The sequence below is a fragment of the Streptosporangium sp. H13245 genome (genome assembly GCF_055690525.1).
The window spans coordinates 160,362-176,227 of sequence record NZ_JBSZKT010000005.1 but is presented as its reverse complement, the minus strand read 5'-3'; the positions used below and the strand labels follow the sequence as shown (position 1 = coordinate 176,227).

General features: G+C 70.7%; 17 protein-coding genes. 2 read left to right on the top strand and 15 right to left on the bottom strand.

Annotated elements, in window-relative coordinates:
- Positions 1-41: 41 nt before the first annotated feature.
- From tsf to ACW9TB_RS12395, 3 genes are all read right to left on the bottom strand, one after another.
- Positions 42-875 (bottom strand): translation elongation factor Ts, encoded by an 834-nt coding sequence (tsf, locus tag ACW9TB_RS12405; protein WP_472748116.1) that lies wholly within the window; start codon positions 873-875, stop codon positions 42-44.
- A 108-nt stretch (positions 876-983) separates the two neighbouring features.
- Positions 984-1,931 (bottom strand): 30S ribosomal protein S2, encoded by a 948-nt coding sequence (rpsB, locus tag ACW9TB_RS12400; protein ID WP_472748115.1) that lies wholly within the window; start codon positions 1,929-1,931, stop codon positions 984-986.
- Positions 1,932-2,157: 226 nt separating this feature from the next.
- On the bottom strand, positions 2,158-2,766 hold the full coding sequence (locus ACW9TB_RS12395; RefSeq protein WP_472748114.1) for an ArsR/SmtB family transcription factor: 609 nt from the start codon (positions 2,764-2,766) through the stop codon (positions 2,158-2,160).
- Between the two features lie 352 nt (positions 2,767-3,118).
- Here ACW9TB_RS12395 and ACW9TB_RS12390 point away from each other — a divergent pair, with 352 nt between their 5' ends.
- The gene (locus ACW9TB_RS12390; RefSeq protein ID WP_472748113.1) at positions 3,119-4,399 is read left to right on the top strand and encodes an MFS transporter; all 1,281 of its coding nucleotides are present in this window, start codon (positions 3,119-3,121) and stop codon (positions 4,397-4,399) included.
- A 149-nt stretch (positions 4,400-4,548) separates the two neighbouring features.
- On the opposite strand, the gene ACW9TB_RS12385 is transcribed toward ACW9TB_RS12390, so the two are convergent.
- Positions 4,549-5,901, bottom strand: a complete 1,353-nt coding sequence (locus ACW9TB_RS12385; RefSeq protein ID WP_472748112.1) for a CoA transferase — start codon at positions 5,899-5,901, stop codon at positions 4,549-4,551.
- A 304-nt stretch (positions 5,902-6,205) separates the two neighbouring features.
- Between ACW9TB_RS12385 and ACW9TB_RS12380 the strand changes: the two genes are divergently transcribed.
- A complete protein-coding gene (locus tag ACW9TB_RS12380; RefSeq protein WP_472748111.1) occupies positions 6,206-6,919 on the top strand; it encodes a murein hydrolase activator EnvC family protein in 714 nt (237 codons plus the stop codon).
- Between the two features lie 207 nt (positions 6,920-7,126).
- Here the strand turns inward: ACW9TB_RS12380 and dprA are convergent, their stop codons facing one another.
- The 11 genes from dprA to ACW9TB_RS12325 form a co-directional block, all read right to left on the bottom strand.
- A complete protein-coding gene (gene dprA, locus ACW9TB_RS12375) occupies positions 7,127-8,602 on the bottom strand; it encodes a DNA-processing protein DprA (RefSeq protein WP_472748110.1) in 1,476 nt (491 codons plus the stop codon).
- Entirely contained in the window at positions 8,599-10,215 is a 1,617-nt protein-coding gene (locus tag ACW9TB_RS12370) for a YifB family Mg chelatase-like AAA ATPase (RefSeq protein WP_472748109.1), read from the bottom strand. The genes dprA and ACW9TB_RS12370 overlap by 4 nt, the downstream gene beginning before the upstream one ends.
- Positions 10,216-10,283: 68 nt before the next feature.
- Positions 10,284-10,637: a YraN family protein gene (locus ACW9TB_RS12365; RefSeq protein ID WP_472748108.1), complete on the bottom strand. Its 354-nt coding sequence runs from the start codon at positions 10,635-10,637 to the stop codon at positions 10,284-10,286.
- A 274-nt stretch (positions 10,638-10,911) separates the two neighbouring features.
- The gene (locus ACW9TB_RS12360) at positions 10,912-11,235 is read right to left on the bottom strand and encodes a DUF2469 domain-containing protein (RefSeq protein WP_030511723.1); all 324 of its coding nucleotides are present in this window, start codon (positions 11,233-11,235) and stop codon (positions 10,912-10,914) included.
- Between the two features lie 39 nt (positions 11,236-11,274).
- Positions 11,275-11,961 (bottom strand): ribonuclease HII, encoded by a 687-nt coding sequence (locus ACW9TB_RS12355; RefSeq protein ID WP_472748107.1) that lies wholly within the window; start codon positions 11,959-11,961, stop codon positions 11,275-11,277.
- A 64-nt stretch (positions 11,962-12,025) separates the two neighbouring features.
- Positions 12,026-12,619 carry a signal peptidase I gene (gene lepB / locus ACW9TB_RS12350; RefSeq protein WP_472748106.1) on the bottom strand — a complete coding sequence of 198 codons (594 nt, stop codon included), beginning with the start codon at positions 12,617-12,619 and terminating at the stop codon, positions 12,026-12,028.
- Positions 12,620-12,628: 9 nt separating this feature from the next.
- Positions 12,629-13,495: a signal peptidase I gene (gene lepB, locus ACW9TB_RS12345; protein WP_472748105.1), complete on the bottom strand. Its 867-nt coding sequence runs from the start codon at positions 13,493-13,495 to the stop codon at positions 12,629-12,631.
- Positions 13,496-13,651: 156 nt separating this feature from the next.
- Positions 13,652-14,005 carry a 50S ribosomal protein L19 gene (rplS, locus tag ACW9TB_RS12340; RefSeq protein WP_344746403.1) on the bottom strand — a complete coding sequence of 118 codons (354 nt, stop codon included), beginning with the start codon at positions 14,003-14,005 and terminating at the stop codon, positions 13,652-13,654.
- A gap of 188 nt (positions 14,006-14,193) precedes the next feature.
- The gene (gene trmD, locus ACW9TB_RS12335) at positions 14,194-15,003 is read right to left on the bottom strand and encodes a tRNA (guanosine(37)-N1)-methyltransferase TrmD (RefSeq protein ID WP_472748104.1); all 810 of its coding nucleotides are present in this window, start codon (positions 15,001-15,003) and stop codon (positions 14,194-14,196) included.
- A 1-nt stretch (position 15,004) separates the two neighbouring features.
- The gene (rimM, locus tag ACW9TB_RS12330; RefSeq protein ID WP_472748103.1) at positions 15,005-15,529 is read right to left on the bottom strand and encodes a ribosome maturation factor RimM; all 525 of its coding nucleotides are present in this window, start codon (positions 15,527-15,529) and stop codon (positions 15,005-15,007) included.
- A gap of 93 nt (positions 15,530-15,622) precedes the next feature.
- Positions 15,623-15,865 carry an RNA-binding protein gene (locus ACW9TB_RS12325; protein ID WP_329091253.1) on the bottom strand — a complete coding sequence of 81 codons (243 nt, stop codon included), beginning with the start codon at positions 15,863-15,865 and terminating at the stop codon, positions 15,623-15,625.
- Position 15,866 lies beyond the last annotated feature (1 nt).

Sequence of the window (15,866 nt, the reverse complement as noted above, 5' to 3'; positions counted from 1 at the left end):
CTCCTCGTTTGATGCTCTGTTTGAAGAGCGGATGTCAGGGATTAGGCCTGGCCGACCTTGAAGCGGACGAAGGCCTGGACCTTGACACCATTCTCGTCCGCGAACTTCGCGACCGACTTCTTGTTGTCCTTGACGAAGGACTGCTCAAGGAGGGTGAAGTCCTTGTACCAGCCGTTGATCCGGCCATCAACGATCTTGCCGATGGCGGCCTCGGGCTTGCCCTCCTCGCGGGTCATCTCCTCGAAGAGCGCGCGCTCCTTCTCGACGACGTCGGCCGGGACCTCGGCGGGGCTGAGGTACTTCGGGGCCATCGCGGCGGCGTGCTGCGCGATGTCCTTGGCCACGTCGGCGTTCGGGGAGTCGAGCTGCACGAGCACGCCGACCGCCGGGGGAAGCTGGGGGTCGGTCTTGTGCATGTAGGCGCCGATGAAGCCGCCCTCAAGCACGGCGAACCTGCGGATCTCGATCTTCTCACCGAGCGCGGCGTTGGCCTCGTCGAGGTGCGCCTTGACGCTCTTGCCGTCGAACTCGGAGTCGAGCAGCGAGGGCACGTCGGACGGCTTGGTGGCCAGGATGTGGTCGACCACCTGGCCCGCGAGCTCCTGGAAACGCTCGCCCTTGGCGACGAAGTCGGTCTCGCAGTTGAGCTCCAGCAGCGCGGCGGCGGAGTCGCCCTCCTGCTTCAGGGCGACCAGGCCGTTGGAGGCGGTACGGGCCTCACGCTTGCCGACGTCCTTGGCGCCCTTGAGGCGGAGGATCTCGACCGCGCGGTCGAAGTCGCCCTCGGACGACTCAAGAGCCTTCTTGCAGTCCATCATGCCGGCGGCGGTCAGCTCACGAAGCCGCTTGACGTCGGCCATGTTCACGGAAGCCATTGTCTTTTCCTCGTGGGAATCGTCGTGGATCGGGTGGGTGCCCCCGACTGAGCGGCACCCACCCGGAAGGGTCTTGCGGGTCGTACGGCCGGAGCCGTACGGAGTGACCTAGGCCTGCTTCTCGGTGGACTCGGCCTCGGCGGCGGGAGCGTCCGCGGCGTCGGCGGGAGCCTCCGCGGCCTCGGTCTCGACGGTCTCGGCGGGGGCCTCCGCGACCTCGGCCTCGGTGGCCTCGGTGGTCTCGGCCTCGGCGGCCGGGGCGCTGTCGGCGCCGCCCGCGAGCAGCTCCTGCTCCCACTCGGCCAGCGGCTCGGCGCCACCGGCGACGGCCGGCTTGTCGTCCCCGCCGCGGTTGGCACCGGCGCGGGCCATGAGACCGGCGGCGACGGCGTCGGCGACGACGCGGGTCAGCAGGCCGACGGCGCGGATGGCGTCGTCGTTACCCGGGATCGGGTAGTCGACCTCGTCGGGGTCGCAGTTGGTGTCGAGAATGGCCACGACCGGGATGTGAAGCTTGCGAGCCTCGCTGATCCCGATGTGCTCCTTCTTGGTGTCGACGACCCACACCGCGCTCGGGATCCGGGACATGTCCCGGATGCCGCCGAGGGTGCGCTCAAGCTTCTCCTTCTCGCGGCGGCGCATGAGGAGCTCCTTCTTCGTGAGCCCCGAGGCGGCCACGTTGTCGAAGTCGAGCTCCTCCAGCTCCTTCAGGCGCTGGAGCCTCTTGTGCACGGTGGAGAAGTTGGTGAGCATGCCACCCAGCCAGCGCTGGTTGACGTACGGCATGCCGACGCGGGCCGCCTGCTCGGCGATGGCCTCCTGGGCCTGCTTCTTCGTGCCGATGAACATGATCGTGCCGCCGTGCGCGACGGTCTCCTTGACGAAGTCGTAGGCCCTGTCGATGAAGGCCAGCGACTTCTGAAGGTCGATGATGTAGATGCCGTTGCGCTCGGTGAAGATGAAGCGCTTCATCTTCGGGTTCCAGCGACGGGTCTGGTGGCCGAAGTGCACGCCGCTTTCCAGCAGCTGTCGCATGGTGACGACGGGGGTGGACATTGATGTCCTCCAGATCGGGGCGCCCATCTCTGGGCGCTGTTCTCGGTTGGACGCGACAGCCTGCGGCTGTCGCCCTGATGCCCCGAACCGGATCCAGCCGGGCTCTCGCCCGGACCGAGGGATCCCGGTTCTTGACGGGGCATGCGAAGTCGGCCCATGACTCACAGGCCACCAAAAGTGTACCCGCAACCGCGCCTCTTCCCGACCTTCAGCCGTCAAGCGCCCCTTACGCGTCGCGTGGAAGGCCGTGCGGCCGGCGCCGGGCCCGGGGGAAGAGGCTGACCTGTGCCTCGGAGACCCGGGCCCCGGGCGGGGCGTCCTCCCGGTCCCTGACGGTGGTCTTGTAGGGGGCGAGCAGCTCGTCGATCCGCTCGTTCAGCACCTTCAGCTCCTCGGCGTCGACCAGCAGGACGGCACGGTTGAACAGCGCGGCCTCGCGCCACTCCCGTGACTCCCGCTCCAGGTTCTCCATCGCCCTGTCCACCTCCTCCGCCGCCTGCTCCCGCAACGCCTTGATCAGGAACTCCTTGGCGCTGCGCACGTCCGGGCCGTCATCCGGGTCGGGGCTGACGCTGAGCCCCACGGCACTGGAGCGCCAGAGCCGTTCCCTGCCGTCGCCGCGCGCGGGCGCGTCCTCGACGAAGCCGTACTTGGCGAGCATGCGCAGGTGGTAGCTGGCCGCGCTGGGCGTGACCCCGACGACCTCGGCGACCTCGGTCGCGGTACAGGGCTCCTCGGCCTGGAGCCGGTTCAGGATCGCGAGCCGCGCGGGGTGCGCCAGCGCGCGCATCGCCGTGGGGTCGGTGAGGGACGTGCGCCTCGGTACCTCGGTCATGTGCAGACCGTACCCACTCCACGTATGAAGCATTGCCTTCATAACTGTGAAGGGTTATCTTCACAGTTATGAAGCATTCCCTTCAGAGTCACCGGAAGCCGGAAAGGGACGGATCGCCGTGACCCCCGCGACCCCCGCCACTCCCGCGAACCCCGTGACCCCTGCGGCTCCCGCGCACCCTGCGCCCCCCGCGACCTCCGCGAACCCCGTGGCTCCCGCGACCTCCGCCACTCCCGTGACCCCCGCGACCTCCGGGAACCCCGCAGTCCCCGCGACTCCCGCAGTTTTCGTAACCCCCGCCACTCCTGTGACCCCCGCGAACCCTGCGACCTCCGCCATTCCCGTCGCTCCCATGACCCCCGCGACTCCCGCGACTCCCGCGACCGAGCCGGTGCCTCTCAGGAAGCAGCGCGACTACCGGCTCCTGCTCTCCGCCCGCGCCGTCACCGAGACCGGTACCGAGGTCTCCCGGCTGGCGGTGCCACTGACCGCCGCCGTCCTGCTCGGCGCGTCCCCGACCCAGATGGGCGTGCTCACCGCCGCGACCTCGCTGCCCTACCTGCTGATCGGGCTCCAGGCGGGTGCCCTCGCCGACCGGCTGAGGCGGCACCGGCCGGTCATGGTCGCCTGCGACACGGTCTCGGCCGTCGCCATGGCCACGATCCCGGCGGCCTGGATCACCGGGCTGCTCAGCGTGCCGTGGCTGATCGCGGTGGCGTTCGTCGTCGGCACCTGCTCGGTGATCTTCCGGGCGGTCAACTTCCCGCACCTGGTCACCGTGGTCCACGAGAGTCAGCGGACCGAGGCCCTCGCGGGCTTCCAGTCGGCCTTCGCCGTGGCGACCGTCGCCGGGCCGGGTCTCGCCGGGCTGCTGGTCCAGCTGATCACGGCACCGTTCGCGATCCTGGTCGACGCGGTGTCGTTCCTGGCCTCGGCGTTACTGATCAGGTCGATCAAGGCGCCGGAGAAGCACACGCCCGCTCCCCCGCGTGGCATGTGGACCGAGATCCGCGAGGGCCTGGACACGGTGGCCGGGCACCCGATACTCCGCGCGCTCTGCGGCGCGGGGATCACGATCAATTTCTTCGGCAGTGTCTACATGGCACTGTTCGTGATCTACGCGCTCAACGTGATCGGCCTGCCCGCGGGACTGGTGGGTGCCGTCACCGCCTGCTTCGGCGTCGGCGGCCTGATCGGCGCGGCCCTCGTCCCGCGCCTGACCGGACGCTACGGCGAGAACCGGATCCTGGCCTGCTCCGTGCTGCTATTCCCCGTCGACTTCGTGATCGCCGCACTGGCCTCGGGACCGGTGTGGCGCAGTTTCCTCCTCCTGTCCGCCAGCGCGGTTGCCTCCGGTGTGGCCGTCGTGGCCTTCTCCGTCTGCATGGGTGCCATCACCCTGCGCGAGACCCCCGCCGAGCTGCGCGGCCGGGTCAACGCCACGCAGTCCTTCCTGATCCAGGGTGTCCTCACCCTCGGCGGCCTCGCGGGTGGCCTGGCCGGTGAGCTGCTCGGGCTGCGCCCGGTGTTCTGGATCTCCGCGGCCGGGGTCCTGACCACGATCGCGTGGATCTGGCTCTCCCCCCTGCGCCACTCCCCCGCCCCTGCCGACGACCCCGTCCCAACCCGATAGCCCCTGCGGGCCGCTCCCTGTCAGCAGGGGTACGCCCACGGCGAGGCCGTCCGCGTGAGACCTCTTCGCAGGAAGCACTTCGCGAAAGCGTTCGCAAGAGGCCCCTACGGAAAGCCCTTCGTGAGAGGCCTGGGAAGCCGGGGGACGCCTCACCGCCAGGTGGGTGGGTGCTCACCCCGCTCTGGAGGCGGGCTCGACCAGTACGGTGACACACCGTCGACGGTGCCGGGCGGCCGGAGGTAGGTCAGGCGGCCGAAAGCACTGTCCATCTCCTCGATCATGCCGGTGACGTCGGGCTCCGGCGCGGCCACTCCGCCGACCCGGCCGAGGCCGTCCAGCCACCGCGCGGTCCTGGCCAGGGAGAGCTCCACCCTCCAGGATCCCCCCTCGGTGGACCGGCGGAGCAGGGCGGCCATCGCGCCGAAGGCGGCCAGGTGGCCGGTGGCGTGGTCGAGAACCTGGGCGGGCAGCGGACGCGGCCGCGATCCGTCGCCGCCCTCGTGGGCGATACCGGACACCATCTGCACCAGGCTGTCGAACCCGCGCCTGCCAGCCCACGGCCCCCGCCCGCCGTACGCCGAGATATCAACGCACACGATCCCCGGCCTGATCTCGGCCAGTCTGCGGGGACCGAACCCCAGCGCTTCGAGGGCACCCGGCCGGTAGGACTGCACAAGCACGTCGGCCTCCGCCACCAGGTCGCGCAGCGCGGCGCTCCCGGACGGAGTCCTCAGGTCGAGATGGCAGGACCGCTTGCCGAACGCGGTACCGATCACCAGCCCCGGCACCTCGGGAAGGTGCCGGGCACCCACCCTGAGCACCTGGGCCCCGTGGGCGGCCAGCGTGCGGGTCGCCACCGGCCCGGCGATCACCCTGGTCAGGTCGAGCACTCGTACCCCGTCGAGCACCCGCCCTCCCCCGCCTCCCGAAGCACCGGTCCTCGGACAACCGAGATCGCCGATCCGGGTCAGGTGGACGAGCGGCGACGCGGCGACCGCCCGTGACTGCGGGTGCTCACGCCATCCGGCGCGGTCGCGCATGGCCGCCGCGCACCCTCCCGCGGCCGTCACCGTTTCCTCGATCTCGACTGCGGTACGTCCCGCGCACGCGCGTTCGACAGCGTCTCCGCCCACACCGACGGGCAGTCCCAGCGCCGCGAGGGCCGCGTCACGGTGGTGGCCGAAGTTGCAGTGCAGCCGGACCCAGCCGTCGGCGGTCCGATAGTCACCGGAGAGGGAAGCCCATAGATCCACGGCGACCCCGTCGATCTTGAAGTGACGCTCGTCCAGGAAGGCGATCGCCGCCTCCCACACGTCCACCGCGGCCTGGCTTCCGCTCCCTTTGAGCGCCGCGGCCGCCGCGGTGGCGGCCCCGACGGCGACCGCGGCGGCGGTGCCCACCCGGAAGACGGAGGGCAGCACCGGATCGTCTCCGCTCACCCGGACCGGCGGCAACGCGACGCCCACCTCCGCGGCCAGCTCGCGGATACGCTCTTCGACCACCTGATCCCCACTCACACGACGGTCCGGGACTCCCCCGCTCATAACATCCCTGTCCCGCTTGGCCGACATTTCCAGGTCATCTCAGCGCTCCGTGGGTCATCCCAGCCAACACCACATCCCAAGCCCCTTCACCGCTCACGCGAAGTTTCAGTCCCAGCGCTCGCACCACATCCCACGGCCCGCACCGCTCACTCGACGTTCAGGAACCCTCTCGGCCCTGTCCTCAGTCACCTTCTTGGCCGCTTATCCACAGAATTCCATTCGGCCCATACCCGGCCCATCACGGGTCTTCATGCTCACAGGCATGAAGCCCGTCCACACCGTGGGGCTGCGAGCTCTGTTGTGCTCGCTGGTCCTGGCCACCCCGTCCGCGACCGCCCTCACGCAACCCATCGTCGTAACCGGCCGCGCGTACGGCGTGATGACTCCTGTGGCCACCCCCGCGACCACCCTCACCGCCGCGCACGGCCCGGCGGGGACGGCGCATCCGGCCGGGGCGCTCGCCCCCTCTCTGGCCCCTTCCCCCGAGTCCCCTCTCCGGGAGTCTTCTCGCTGGGAGTGGCCGCTCGCCGGGCGGCCACGGGTGCTCAGGGGCTTCGCACCGCCGACGCAGCCGTGGCTGGCCGGTCATCGGGGCGCCGATCTCTCCGCGTCTCCCGGAGCCGAGGTGCGCGCCGCGGGAGCGGGAACGGTCGGCTACGCCGGGCCGCTCGCGGACCGGGGGGTGGTGACCGTGCTCCATCCCGGTGGCCTGCGGACCACCTATCTGCCCGTCCAGCCCTCGGTGCGGCGCGGGCAGAAGGTGGCCACCGGTGAGGTGATCGGCACCCTCCAGGACGTCCCGGGGCACTGCCCCGCCACCTGCCTGCACTGGGGCCTGCTCCGCGACCGCGCCTATCTCGACCCCCTGCTCCTCCTCGGCCACGGCCAGGTCCGTCTCCTCCCCCTGTGGCCCACTCCGACTCCGCAGCCCCCTGTGGCCCGCTCCGACTCTGCAGCCCGCCGCATGATCCCCTGACTCGTTCCGCCCCGCGGCCACCCCACATCCACGACCTGCCCTGCCCCGCCCCGATGCCGTCCCGCCCTCGCAGCCAGCGACCCGCTTCTCCCCTGCGGGGCCACTCCACATCCCCAGCCTGCCCCGCACCGGTGGCCACTCCGGATCCGTGAGTTCGACCGGCGAATCCTCGACCCGGTAACGGGGCGGGAACAGGCCGAGAACGGGCTATCCGCCGGGAGGGCGGTCGGGGCGGAGGCGCCAGCCTCGGGCGACGCGTTCGACGTAGCCCGCGGCGGCCAGGCCGCCGAGGCAGGAGAGCACGGTCTCCAGGTCGACGCCCGCGGCGACGGCTATCGTCGCGGGGCCCACGCCGATCCGGGTGGGCATGGCCTCGACGACCTTCCGGCTCTCCGGGTCGAGCCGGTCGCGGGGAAGCACCGGGCCGTGCGGCTCCGGGGCCAGGTCGGTGCCCATCGTTCCGGCGAGTTCGATCACCTCCTCGGGGCCGGTGACACAGGTGGCCCTGCCCTGGCGGATCAGCCGATGGCACCCCACCGAGAACTCCGAGGTCACCGGGCCCGGAATCGCGGCCAGATGACGGTTGAGCGCGATCGCGTGCCCGGCGGTGTTGAGCGCTCCGCTGCGCACGGCCGCCTCGACGACCACGGTGCCCCTGGACAGGGCCGCGATGAGGCGGTTTCTGACGAGGAACCTCGGCCGGGTCGGATGCGCGCCCATGGGGCACTCGCTGACCAGCACCCCCCGCGCCCGGATGGCGGCGAACAGCTGCTGGTGCGCGCTGGGATAGGCGACGTCGGCGCCGCAGGCGAGCACGGCGACGGTCGGTCCCTCTCCGGCGAGGGCACCCCGGTGGGCAGCCCCGTCGATGCCGTAGGCACCGCCGGAGACGACGCCCCACCCTCTCTCGCCCAGCCCGGCCCCGAGCTCCGCCGCCACGTGCGCGCCATACGGCGTGGCGGCCCGGGAGCCGACGACCGCGATGGATCTGAGACAGGAGAATCGCAGATCGGCGTCGCCGTGCAGCCAGAGAGCATGGGGCCGGGAGTTTCCCAGGTCGTCCAGTTGGGTCGGCCATTCGGGATCTCCGGGAACCACCAGCCTGGCCCCGATCCGCTCGCCCTCGGCCAGGTCACGTTCGGGATCGGCCGTCCTCAACCGGGCCGCCCAGGAGGCGACCGTCCGGTCGAGCCTGGCCGCGAGCCGCCCCTCCCGCGCGGTCCCCGAGCCGTCGCCCGCGCCGTCACCCACTCCGGACCGGCCACCGCCCGACCGGCCACCGGACGCGCCTGATCTCTCGTGCCGCACCGCCCCCAAGCCGTCACGGGAGAAGGGGCGTTCCCCGGATGGGCCGGACGCTCCGCCTCTCGGCTCCGGACTCCCGTCACGCGGGCCCCGGCCCCCGTCACGCGGAGGGAGATGGCCGCCGCGTGAGCCGGACCCCCCGCCCAGCGGCTCCGGACCCGTCCCACGCGGGCCGGGACCTCCGACCGGCAGGCCGGGGTTTCCGGCCGGGCGGCCGTGGGTGTCGGCGAGCCATCGGGTGAGCCCCTCGTCCGCGGCGCCCTCGCGGATCAGGGCGACGGCGACCTCGGGGCCGCGCAGGGCCACGAGGGCGCCCATCATGGCGTCGCCCGGCTCGGCCAGGCGCATCAGGGTGAGGCGTGCCAGCCTGTCGCTCATCGTTCCTCCCCCAGCCAGAGCCCGAGCGCGGAATTGGTCTCGTGGAGCTCCGGCCGGTCCTTGCCCGCGAGATCGGCCAGGGTCCAGGCCAGCTTGAGAATCCGGTCGAGGCCCCGGGCGCTCAGCCGTCCGCTGTCGAGATGCCCGAGCAGCGGCGACATCGCCGCGGGCGGCGGACGGTATTCGGTGTGGAGGGCACGGGCGGGCACCTCCGCGTTGCACCGCCACGGGGTGTTCGCGAACCGTTTGGCGGCCCGCTCACGCGCGAGCAGCACCCGCTCGGCCACCACCCCGCTCGACTCGATGAACCGGCGGTCGGCGAGGAGCTCGCGCCTGGTCGAGCGAAACAGGCCGACCTTGATGTCCACCCGGTCGAGCAGCGGGCCGGAGAGCCTGGCGAGATAGCGGCGGCGGGCCGCGGGAGCGCACGCGCACGGGTCGTCAGGGGTGGAGGGCCGTGCGCACGGGCACCGGTTGGCCGCCAACACCAGCACGAACCTGGCGGGGAAGGTCACCGACGCCAGCGCCCTGGAGACCGTCACCCGCCCCGATTCGAGCGGCTGCCTGAGCGCGTCGAGAACGGTCGCCGAGAACTCGGGAGCCTCGTCCAGGAAGAGCACTCCCCGGTGGGCCAGTGAGACGGCCCCCGGACGGATCACCCCGCTGCCCCCGCCGATGACGGACGCGACGGTCGCGGTGTGGTGGGGGGCCACGAACGGCGGGCGGACCAGCAGGGGACGGTCCCTGGGCAGCACCCCGGCGACCGAGTGGATGGCGGTCACCTCCAGGGCCTGGTCCCGCTCCAGGGCCGGGAGCAGGGTCGGCAGCCGCTCGGCGAGCATGGTCTTGCCCGTGCCGGGAGGGCCGAGCATCCAGAGGTTGTGGCCGCCAGCGGCGCAGATCTCCAGAGCCCGGCGGGCGAGGGGCTGTCCGGCGACGTCTCCCAGATCAAGGGCGACACCCTGCCCGTCACCGGAACCGGGGGCGTCCCCGAGGCCCGCCTCACCGGGAAATCCCGGCGGGAGCGGGCCTGCGGCCCCCGAATCGCGATCTCCAGACCCGGACTCTCCAGCCCCGGGCGGAAGAGCCCCCGCCGGTTCGTCGCTCCGCAGCCAGCTCACCAGCGCGCCCAGCGTGGTCGCCGGGACCACGGTCACCCCCGGCACGAGACCGGCCTCGGCGGCGTTACGGGCCGGGACGACGACGGTGCGGGCACCGGCCGCGACGGCAGCCAGCACGGCGGGGAGCACGCCCCGCACCGGCCTGACCGAGCCGTCCAGGCCCAGCTCGCCCAGGAAGAACGGCTCGGCGACCCTGGCGGCGGGCACGAACCCGGCCGCCGCGAGCAGGGCCATGGCGATCGCGACGTCGAACAGGCTCCCGCGCTTGGGCAGGCTCGCGGGAAACAGGCTGACCGTGATCCGGGAGTCCGGCCAGGCGTAGCGGCTGTTGACCAGGGCGGAACGGACCCGGTCACGGGCCTCGCTCAGCGCGGTGTCGAGCATGCCGATGAGGTGGAGACCCGCCACGCCGCTGCCCACATCGGCCTCGACCTCGACGAGACGGCCGGTCACCCCGACCAGGGCGACACAGCGCGTGCGTGCGACGGCCACTCACCCCACCCCCCGCGGGGAGCGGATGATCCATGACAGGCCGGAAAAGATCGACGGACCGGGGGACATCAGCACACCCCCCGCTCGTGGCGGACGACGAAATCCCCGGCGAACCGCTCCAGGGCGACGACGTCGACGCGGATCGCGTCGAATCCGCCCTGGCGCTCGGCGAGCCATCTGGCCGCGAGCCCGCGCAGACGGGCGATCTTCGCGTCGGTGACCGCCTCGAAGGCGGTGCCGTGGCTGCGGCCGGAACGGGTTTTCACCTCCACCGCGACGAGCGTGCCCCCCTCCCGGGCGACGACGTCGATCTCCCCGTCCGGGCACCGCCAGTTGCGATCCAGAATCTGCAGGTCGTGTGCGAGCAGATAGTCGACGGCGATCTGTTCGCCGTGCCTGCCGAGCTCATCCTTCGCGGCCATGGAACCACCTCCGGTTCCAGACCTTCGCTCAGCTCACCGCGCCGCCAAGAGACCGAACACGGTTCTGTGGAAATCCGGCCGGGCGTGAGGCATGCCTGTGGAAAACCTTCCGCGGCCACTCAGGCGCGTCACAGCGCCTCGAACCCCTCAACCCTGCCCCGGGTACCCCCCGGGGCCCCAGCCCCGCGGACGATGCTCTCAAAGCCGCCGGGAGAAGCCGCCCGGCACGCCCCTCGGCGGAACCCCTCGAAAGAGGCCCCTCGATCAGAGCCGCTCAGGAGGAGAAGCCCTCCTTGGGCATCTCCAGGTCGGGCTTGGCGAGCTCCTCGACGTTCACGTCCTTGAAGGTCACCACGCGGACGTTCTTGACGAACCTCGCCGGGCGGTACATGTCCCAGACCCAGGCGTCCTGCATCTTCACGTCGAAGAACACGTCACCGTTCTCGGCGGTGCGCACGTCAAGATCGACGGAATTGGTGAGATAGAAGCGCCGCTCGGTCTCCACGACATAGGTGAAAAGGCCGACAACGTCGCGGTACTCACGGTAAAGCTGCAGCTCCATCTCGGTTTCGTACTTTTCGAGATCCTCTGCGCTCATACCGGTCCTCCTGTTAAACGCCCACCCCGGCCCGCCCGATCAGACGGCACCGGCCCCCACTTCATTCTCACCCATCACCTCGCCCGCTCCTGACCGCGCCACCGTCGAGAACGAGAAGCGGTGATCCGGACACGGACCGTAGGTTCTGAGAGCCCTGCGATGGTCGGCGGTGCCATACCCCTTGTGCACGGCGAATCCGTACCGGGGATGGCGTTCGTGCAGCGCCACCATCATCTCGTCCCGCGTCACCTTGGCCACGATCGAGGCCGCGGCGATGCAGGCCGCGACCTGATCTCCCTTCCACACGCCCAGCGACGGTGCGGGCAGGCCCGGAACGGGGAACCCGTCGGTCAGAACGTAGCCGGGGTGACAGGGTAGCCGTGCCACCGCCCTGCGCATTCCTCCGATGTTGGATCTATGGAGACCCCGGGCGTCGATCTCACCCGGCGGGATCACCACCACGCTCACCGCCGCCGCGGTCGCCATGATCCGCTCGTACAGCGACTCGCGCCGGGAGGCCGTCAGCAGCTTGGAGTCACCCAGGCCGTCGATCCGGCCGCCCAGCACCACGGCGGCGATCACCAGCGGCCCGGCGCAGGCGCCCCGACCGGCCTCGTCGACCCCCGCCACGGGACCGAGCCCGCGGCGGCTGAGGGCCCGCTCGTAGCCGTACAGTCCCGAATCCCGCCGGACCACGCTGGGTCTGGGGCGAAACGCAACCGTCATGGCACCGCGGGTGACAGAACGACCATGCCCAGAGAGTACGCCCCCTCCGGGGCATTCGGTACCGCTATCTCACCTTGAGAAAGCTCTCCGGCCTCGAAAGGACGGTGGCCCTGGAGAACGGCCAGTAGATCGCGACGGCACGGCCGATGACGTCGCTCTCGGGAATCGTCCCCTCTCCCAGCCTCTCCTCGTGGGCCCGCGAGTCGGCGGAGGCGGTGCGGTGATCACCCATAACCCACAGCCGCCCCTGGGGGACGACCTTCTCGAACGGATCCCCCGAGGGGAAGTCCTCGGAGTAGAGGTAGGAGCTCTCTTCGAGCGGCACCCCGTTGATCGTGATCCGCCTCTTGGCGTCGCAGCACTTCACCGTGTCACCGCCGACCGCGATGACCCGCTTGATGGTGTCCTCGTCGTTCCAGCCCTTGAAGACCACGATGTCGCCGCGCTCGGAGTCGCCGTGCAGCTTGTTGACGACCACCCGGTCACCCACCAGAAGGGTGTTCTGCATCGACTCCGACGGGATCCAGAACGACTGGAAGACGAAGGCCTGCAACAGCAGCGCCACCACCACCCCGCACACCAGCAGGAACAGCGACTCGCGCAGGCTGGCGCCCTTGCCGCTCTTCTCTTTCTTCTCAACCTCGGGTTCAGCGGTCATGGGATCCGGCTACCGCCTCGAAAGCAGACGACGACGCCACAGGACCAGCGGCACGGCCCCCGCGAAGCCCGCGAGGAGCGGAGCCGCCCCTCCCAGGGCCGCGGCGGCCTTGAGGGCCGGCTGGCCGAAGGTGTCGGGAATGGGAAGGGTCGTGGCCCTGGAGAACGGCCACACGATCACGAAGGCCCGGCCGATCACCTTGTCCACCGGGATCGTCCCGCCACCGGGGTCACCAAGGTGGGAACGGGAGTCGAGGGAGACCAGCCGGTGGTCGCCCATCACCCACAGGCGGCCCTCCTCGACCTTGGCCTCGAAGAAGCTCTGGGACGGCACGTCGCCGGGATAGAGGTACTTCTCGTCGATGGGGACCCCGTTGACCGTCACCCTGCCCTGGGCGTCGCAGCACTTCACGGTGTCACCGGCGACGCCGATGACCCGCTTGATGTAGTCCTTCTCGCCGGGAACCACGCCGAAGGCGGTGCCGATCCAGCGGAAGAACCCCACGACCGGGTTGGACGGCTCCTCGATGGGGACCTCGGGATCCCAGGAGTCGACCCCGGAGAAGACCACCACGTCGCCGCGCTCGATGTCGCGGACGCGGTAGACGAGCTTGTTGACCAAGACCCGGTCGTTCGTGAGAAGGGTGTTCTCCATCGACTCCGAGGGGATGTAGAACGCCTGGATCACGAAGGTCTTGATTATGAGGGCGAGCACCAGCGCCACGACGATCAGAACAGGCAGCTCCTTCCAGAAGGAGCCCTTCTTCTTGTCCTTGCCGTCCTCGGCGCTCTTCTGAGTGTCTTCGGCGACCATGTCCACCTCGTCCTCGACAGGTCGACGCGAGACTGCGCCGTACTCCCGGTCTTCGCTAGTCATCGCTGACGAGCCTAGATGATGGGCGGTACCAAGTGGTCGAGTGACGGGGTACCGCATAGCCATGCGTATTGCCATAGGAGGTCAAACCTCCTTACATGCGACTGGCCCGCTCCCCGGAGAAGGGGGCACGGGCCAGGCCGGCGGACGCTGGCGCGCCTAGCGGGCGTCGCGCTTCTCGCGGATGCGAGCGGCCTTACCGCGCAGGTCACGCATGTAGTAGAGCTTGGCGCGGCGGACGTCGCCACGGGTCACGAGGGTGATCTTCTCGATGACCGGGCTGTGGACCGGGAAGGTCCGCTCGACGCCGACGCTGTAGCTGACCTTGCGGACGGTGAAAGTCTCACGGGAGCCACCGCCCTGGCGGCGCAGGACGAAACCCTTGAAGACCTGGACACGGGACCGGCTGCCCTCGATGACCCTGACGTGGACCTCAAGCGTGTCACCGGGCCGGAAGTCCGGGACGTCGGTGCGGAGCGCGGACTTCTCAAGCTCGCTGATCAGCGTGTGCATGACAGTGGTACCTCATTTACGAGCGCACACGGAGGTCCATCCGGCCGCGACGGAGCGGCGTCGCGATGGACACGCGTGCTGAAGTGGACTATGTCTCGGAGCCGGAGCCGTCTGCCCGGCGGCGCGCCAGCCAGTGTTCGGTCGGCGGCAACGCTTCAGTCTGCCATATTTCTCCGACCGACCGGAAATCAACCGGTCAGGGCGGCAGACCCGGCGGAGCCCGCGGGACCCGTCTCGGGGAGTTCCAGCTCCGCCAGGGCCCGCCTGTCGTGCTTGTCCAGGCTCTCCGGGTCGAGCGCCGCCAGCAGCTCCGGCCGGTTCCTCGCGGTACGGCGCAGCGCCTGGTCCCGCCGCCACCGGGCGATCTTCCCGTGGTGCCCGGAGAGAAGGATCTCCGGCACCTCGTGCCCCCGCCACTCGGGCGGCTTGGTGTAGACGGGGCCCTCAAGGAGGTTCTCCATCGCGCCGGGCGCGAAGGAGTCGTCCACGGCCGAGTTGACGTTGCCGAGCACGCCCGGCAGCAGCCGCCCGACGGCCTCGATCATCACCAGCACCGCCACCTCGCCCCCGGCGAGCACGTAGTCGCCGACACTGACCTCGTCCACGCGCATGCGGGCGCCGTACTCGGCCATCACCCGGGAGTCGATGCCCTCGTAGCGGGCCGGGGTGAACAGCAGCCACGGCTCGGCGGCGTACTCCATCGCCAGTTTCTGCGTGAAGGGCACGCCGCTGGGGGTCGGCACGATCATCCTCGGGGGTCCGGCCGGGCCGGAGGCGAGGACCTCGTCGACGGCCTCCCCCCAGGGGCCCGGCTTCATGACCATGCCGGGACCGCCCCCGTAGGGGGTGTCGTCCACGGTGCGGTGCACGTCGTGGGCGTGGTCGCGGAGCTGGTGGAGGTGGACGTCGAGGATGCCGCGCTCGCGGGCCTTGCCGATGAGGGAGACGTCGAGGGGGGCGAAGTACTCGGGGAAGATGGAGATGACGTCGACGCGCATGTCAGACGATCTCGTCCGGGTCGAGGAGCCCGGCGGGGCCGTCCACGACGAGGATGCCCTTGACGAGGTCGACCTCCGGGACCAGCGCCTTGACGAACGGCACGTAGACCTCGGCGGCCCCGGCCTTCCCGCGCCGTACGACCAGCAGGTCCTGGCCGTGGTGGAGCACGTCGGACACCTCTCCCACCGGCTCGCCGTCGGGCTTGACCACGGTGAGGCCGATGAGCTGGTGGTCGTAGAACTCGTCGGGGTCGTCGGGGGGCGGGATGTCGTCCGAGTCGATGACGAGCATGGTGCCGCGGAGCTCCTCGGCCTGGTCGCGGCCGGTCACGCCCTCGAACCTGACCAGCAGGATCCCGGAGTGCCAGCGGCGGGACTCGACGACCAGCGGGCCGGTCGACACGGGATCGGTGGCCAGGGTGGTGCCCGGGGCGAAGCGCCTGTCCGGCTCGTCGGTGCGCACCTCCACGGAAACGTCCCCGCGGAGCCCGTGCGGGCGGCCGATCCGGCCTACGACGAGCTGCACGCCCGCCTCCTCACGTAGTGGTGTCTGTGGAAAGCAGACGGGCCACCCACACTGGGCGGGTGGCCCGTTCGCTCGTTGGACGCGTCTCGCCGGCTAGCGGGCCTCGTTCAGGTCGAGGAGATCGACCCGGACGTACTTGCCGTCGCCGAGGGCGTTCACGACCGTGCGAAGCGCCTTGGCCGTACGACCTCCGCGGCCGATGACCTTACCGAGGTCCTCGGGGTGGACCCGGACCTCAAGCACACGCCCGCTGCGGATGCGGCGGGCGTGAACCTGGACGTCGTCAGGATGCTCGACGATGCCCTTCACCAGGTGCTCGAGGGCCTCCTCGAGCACC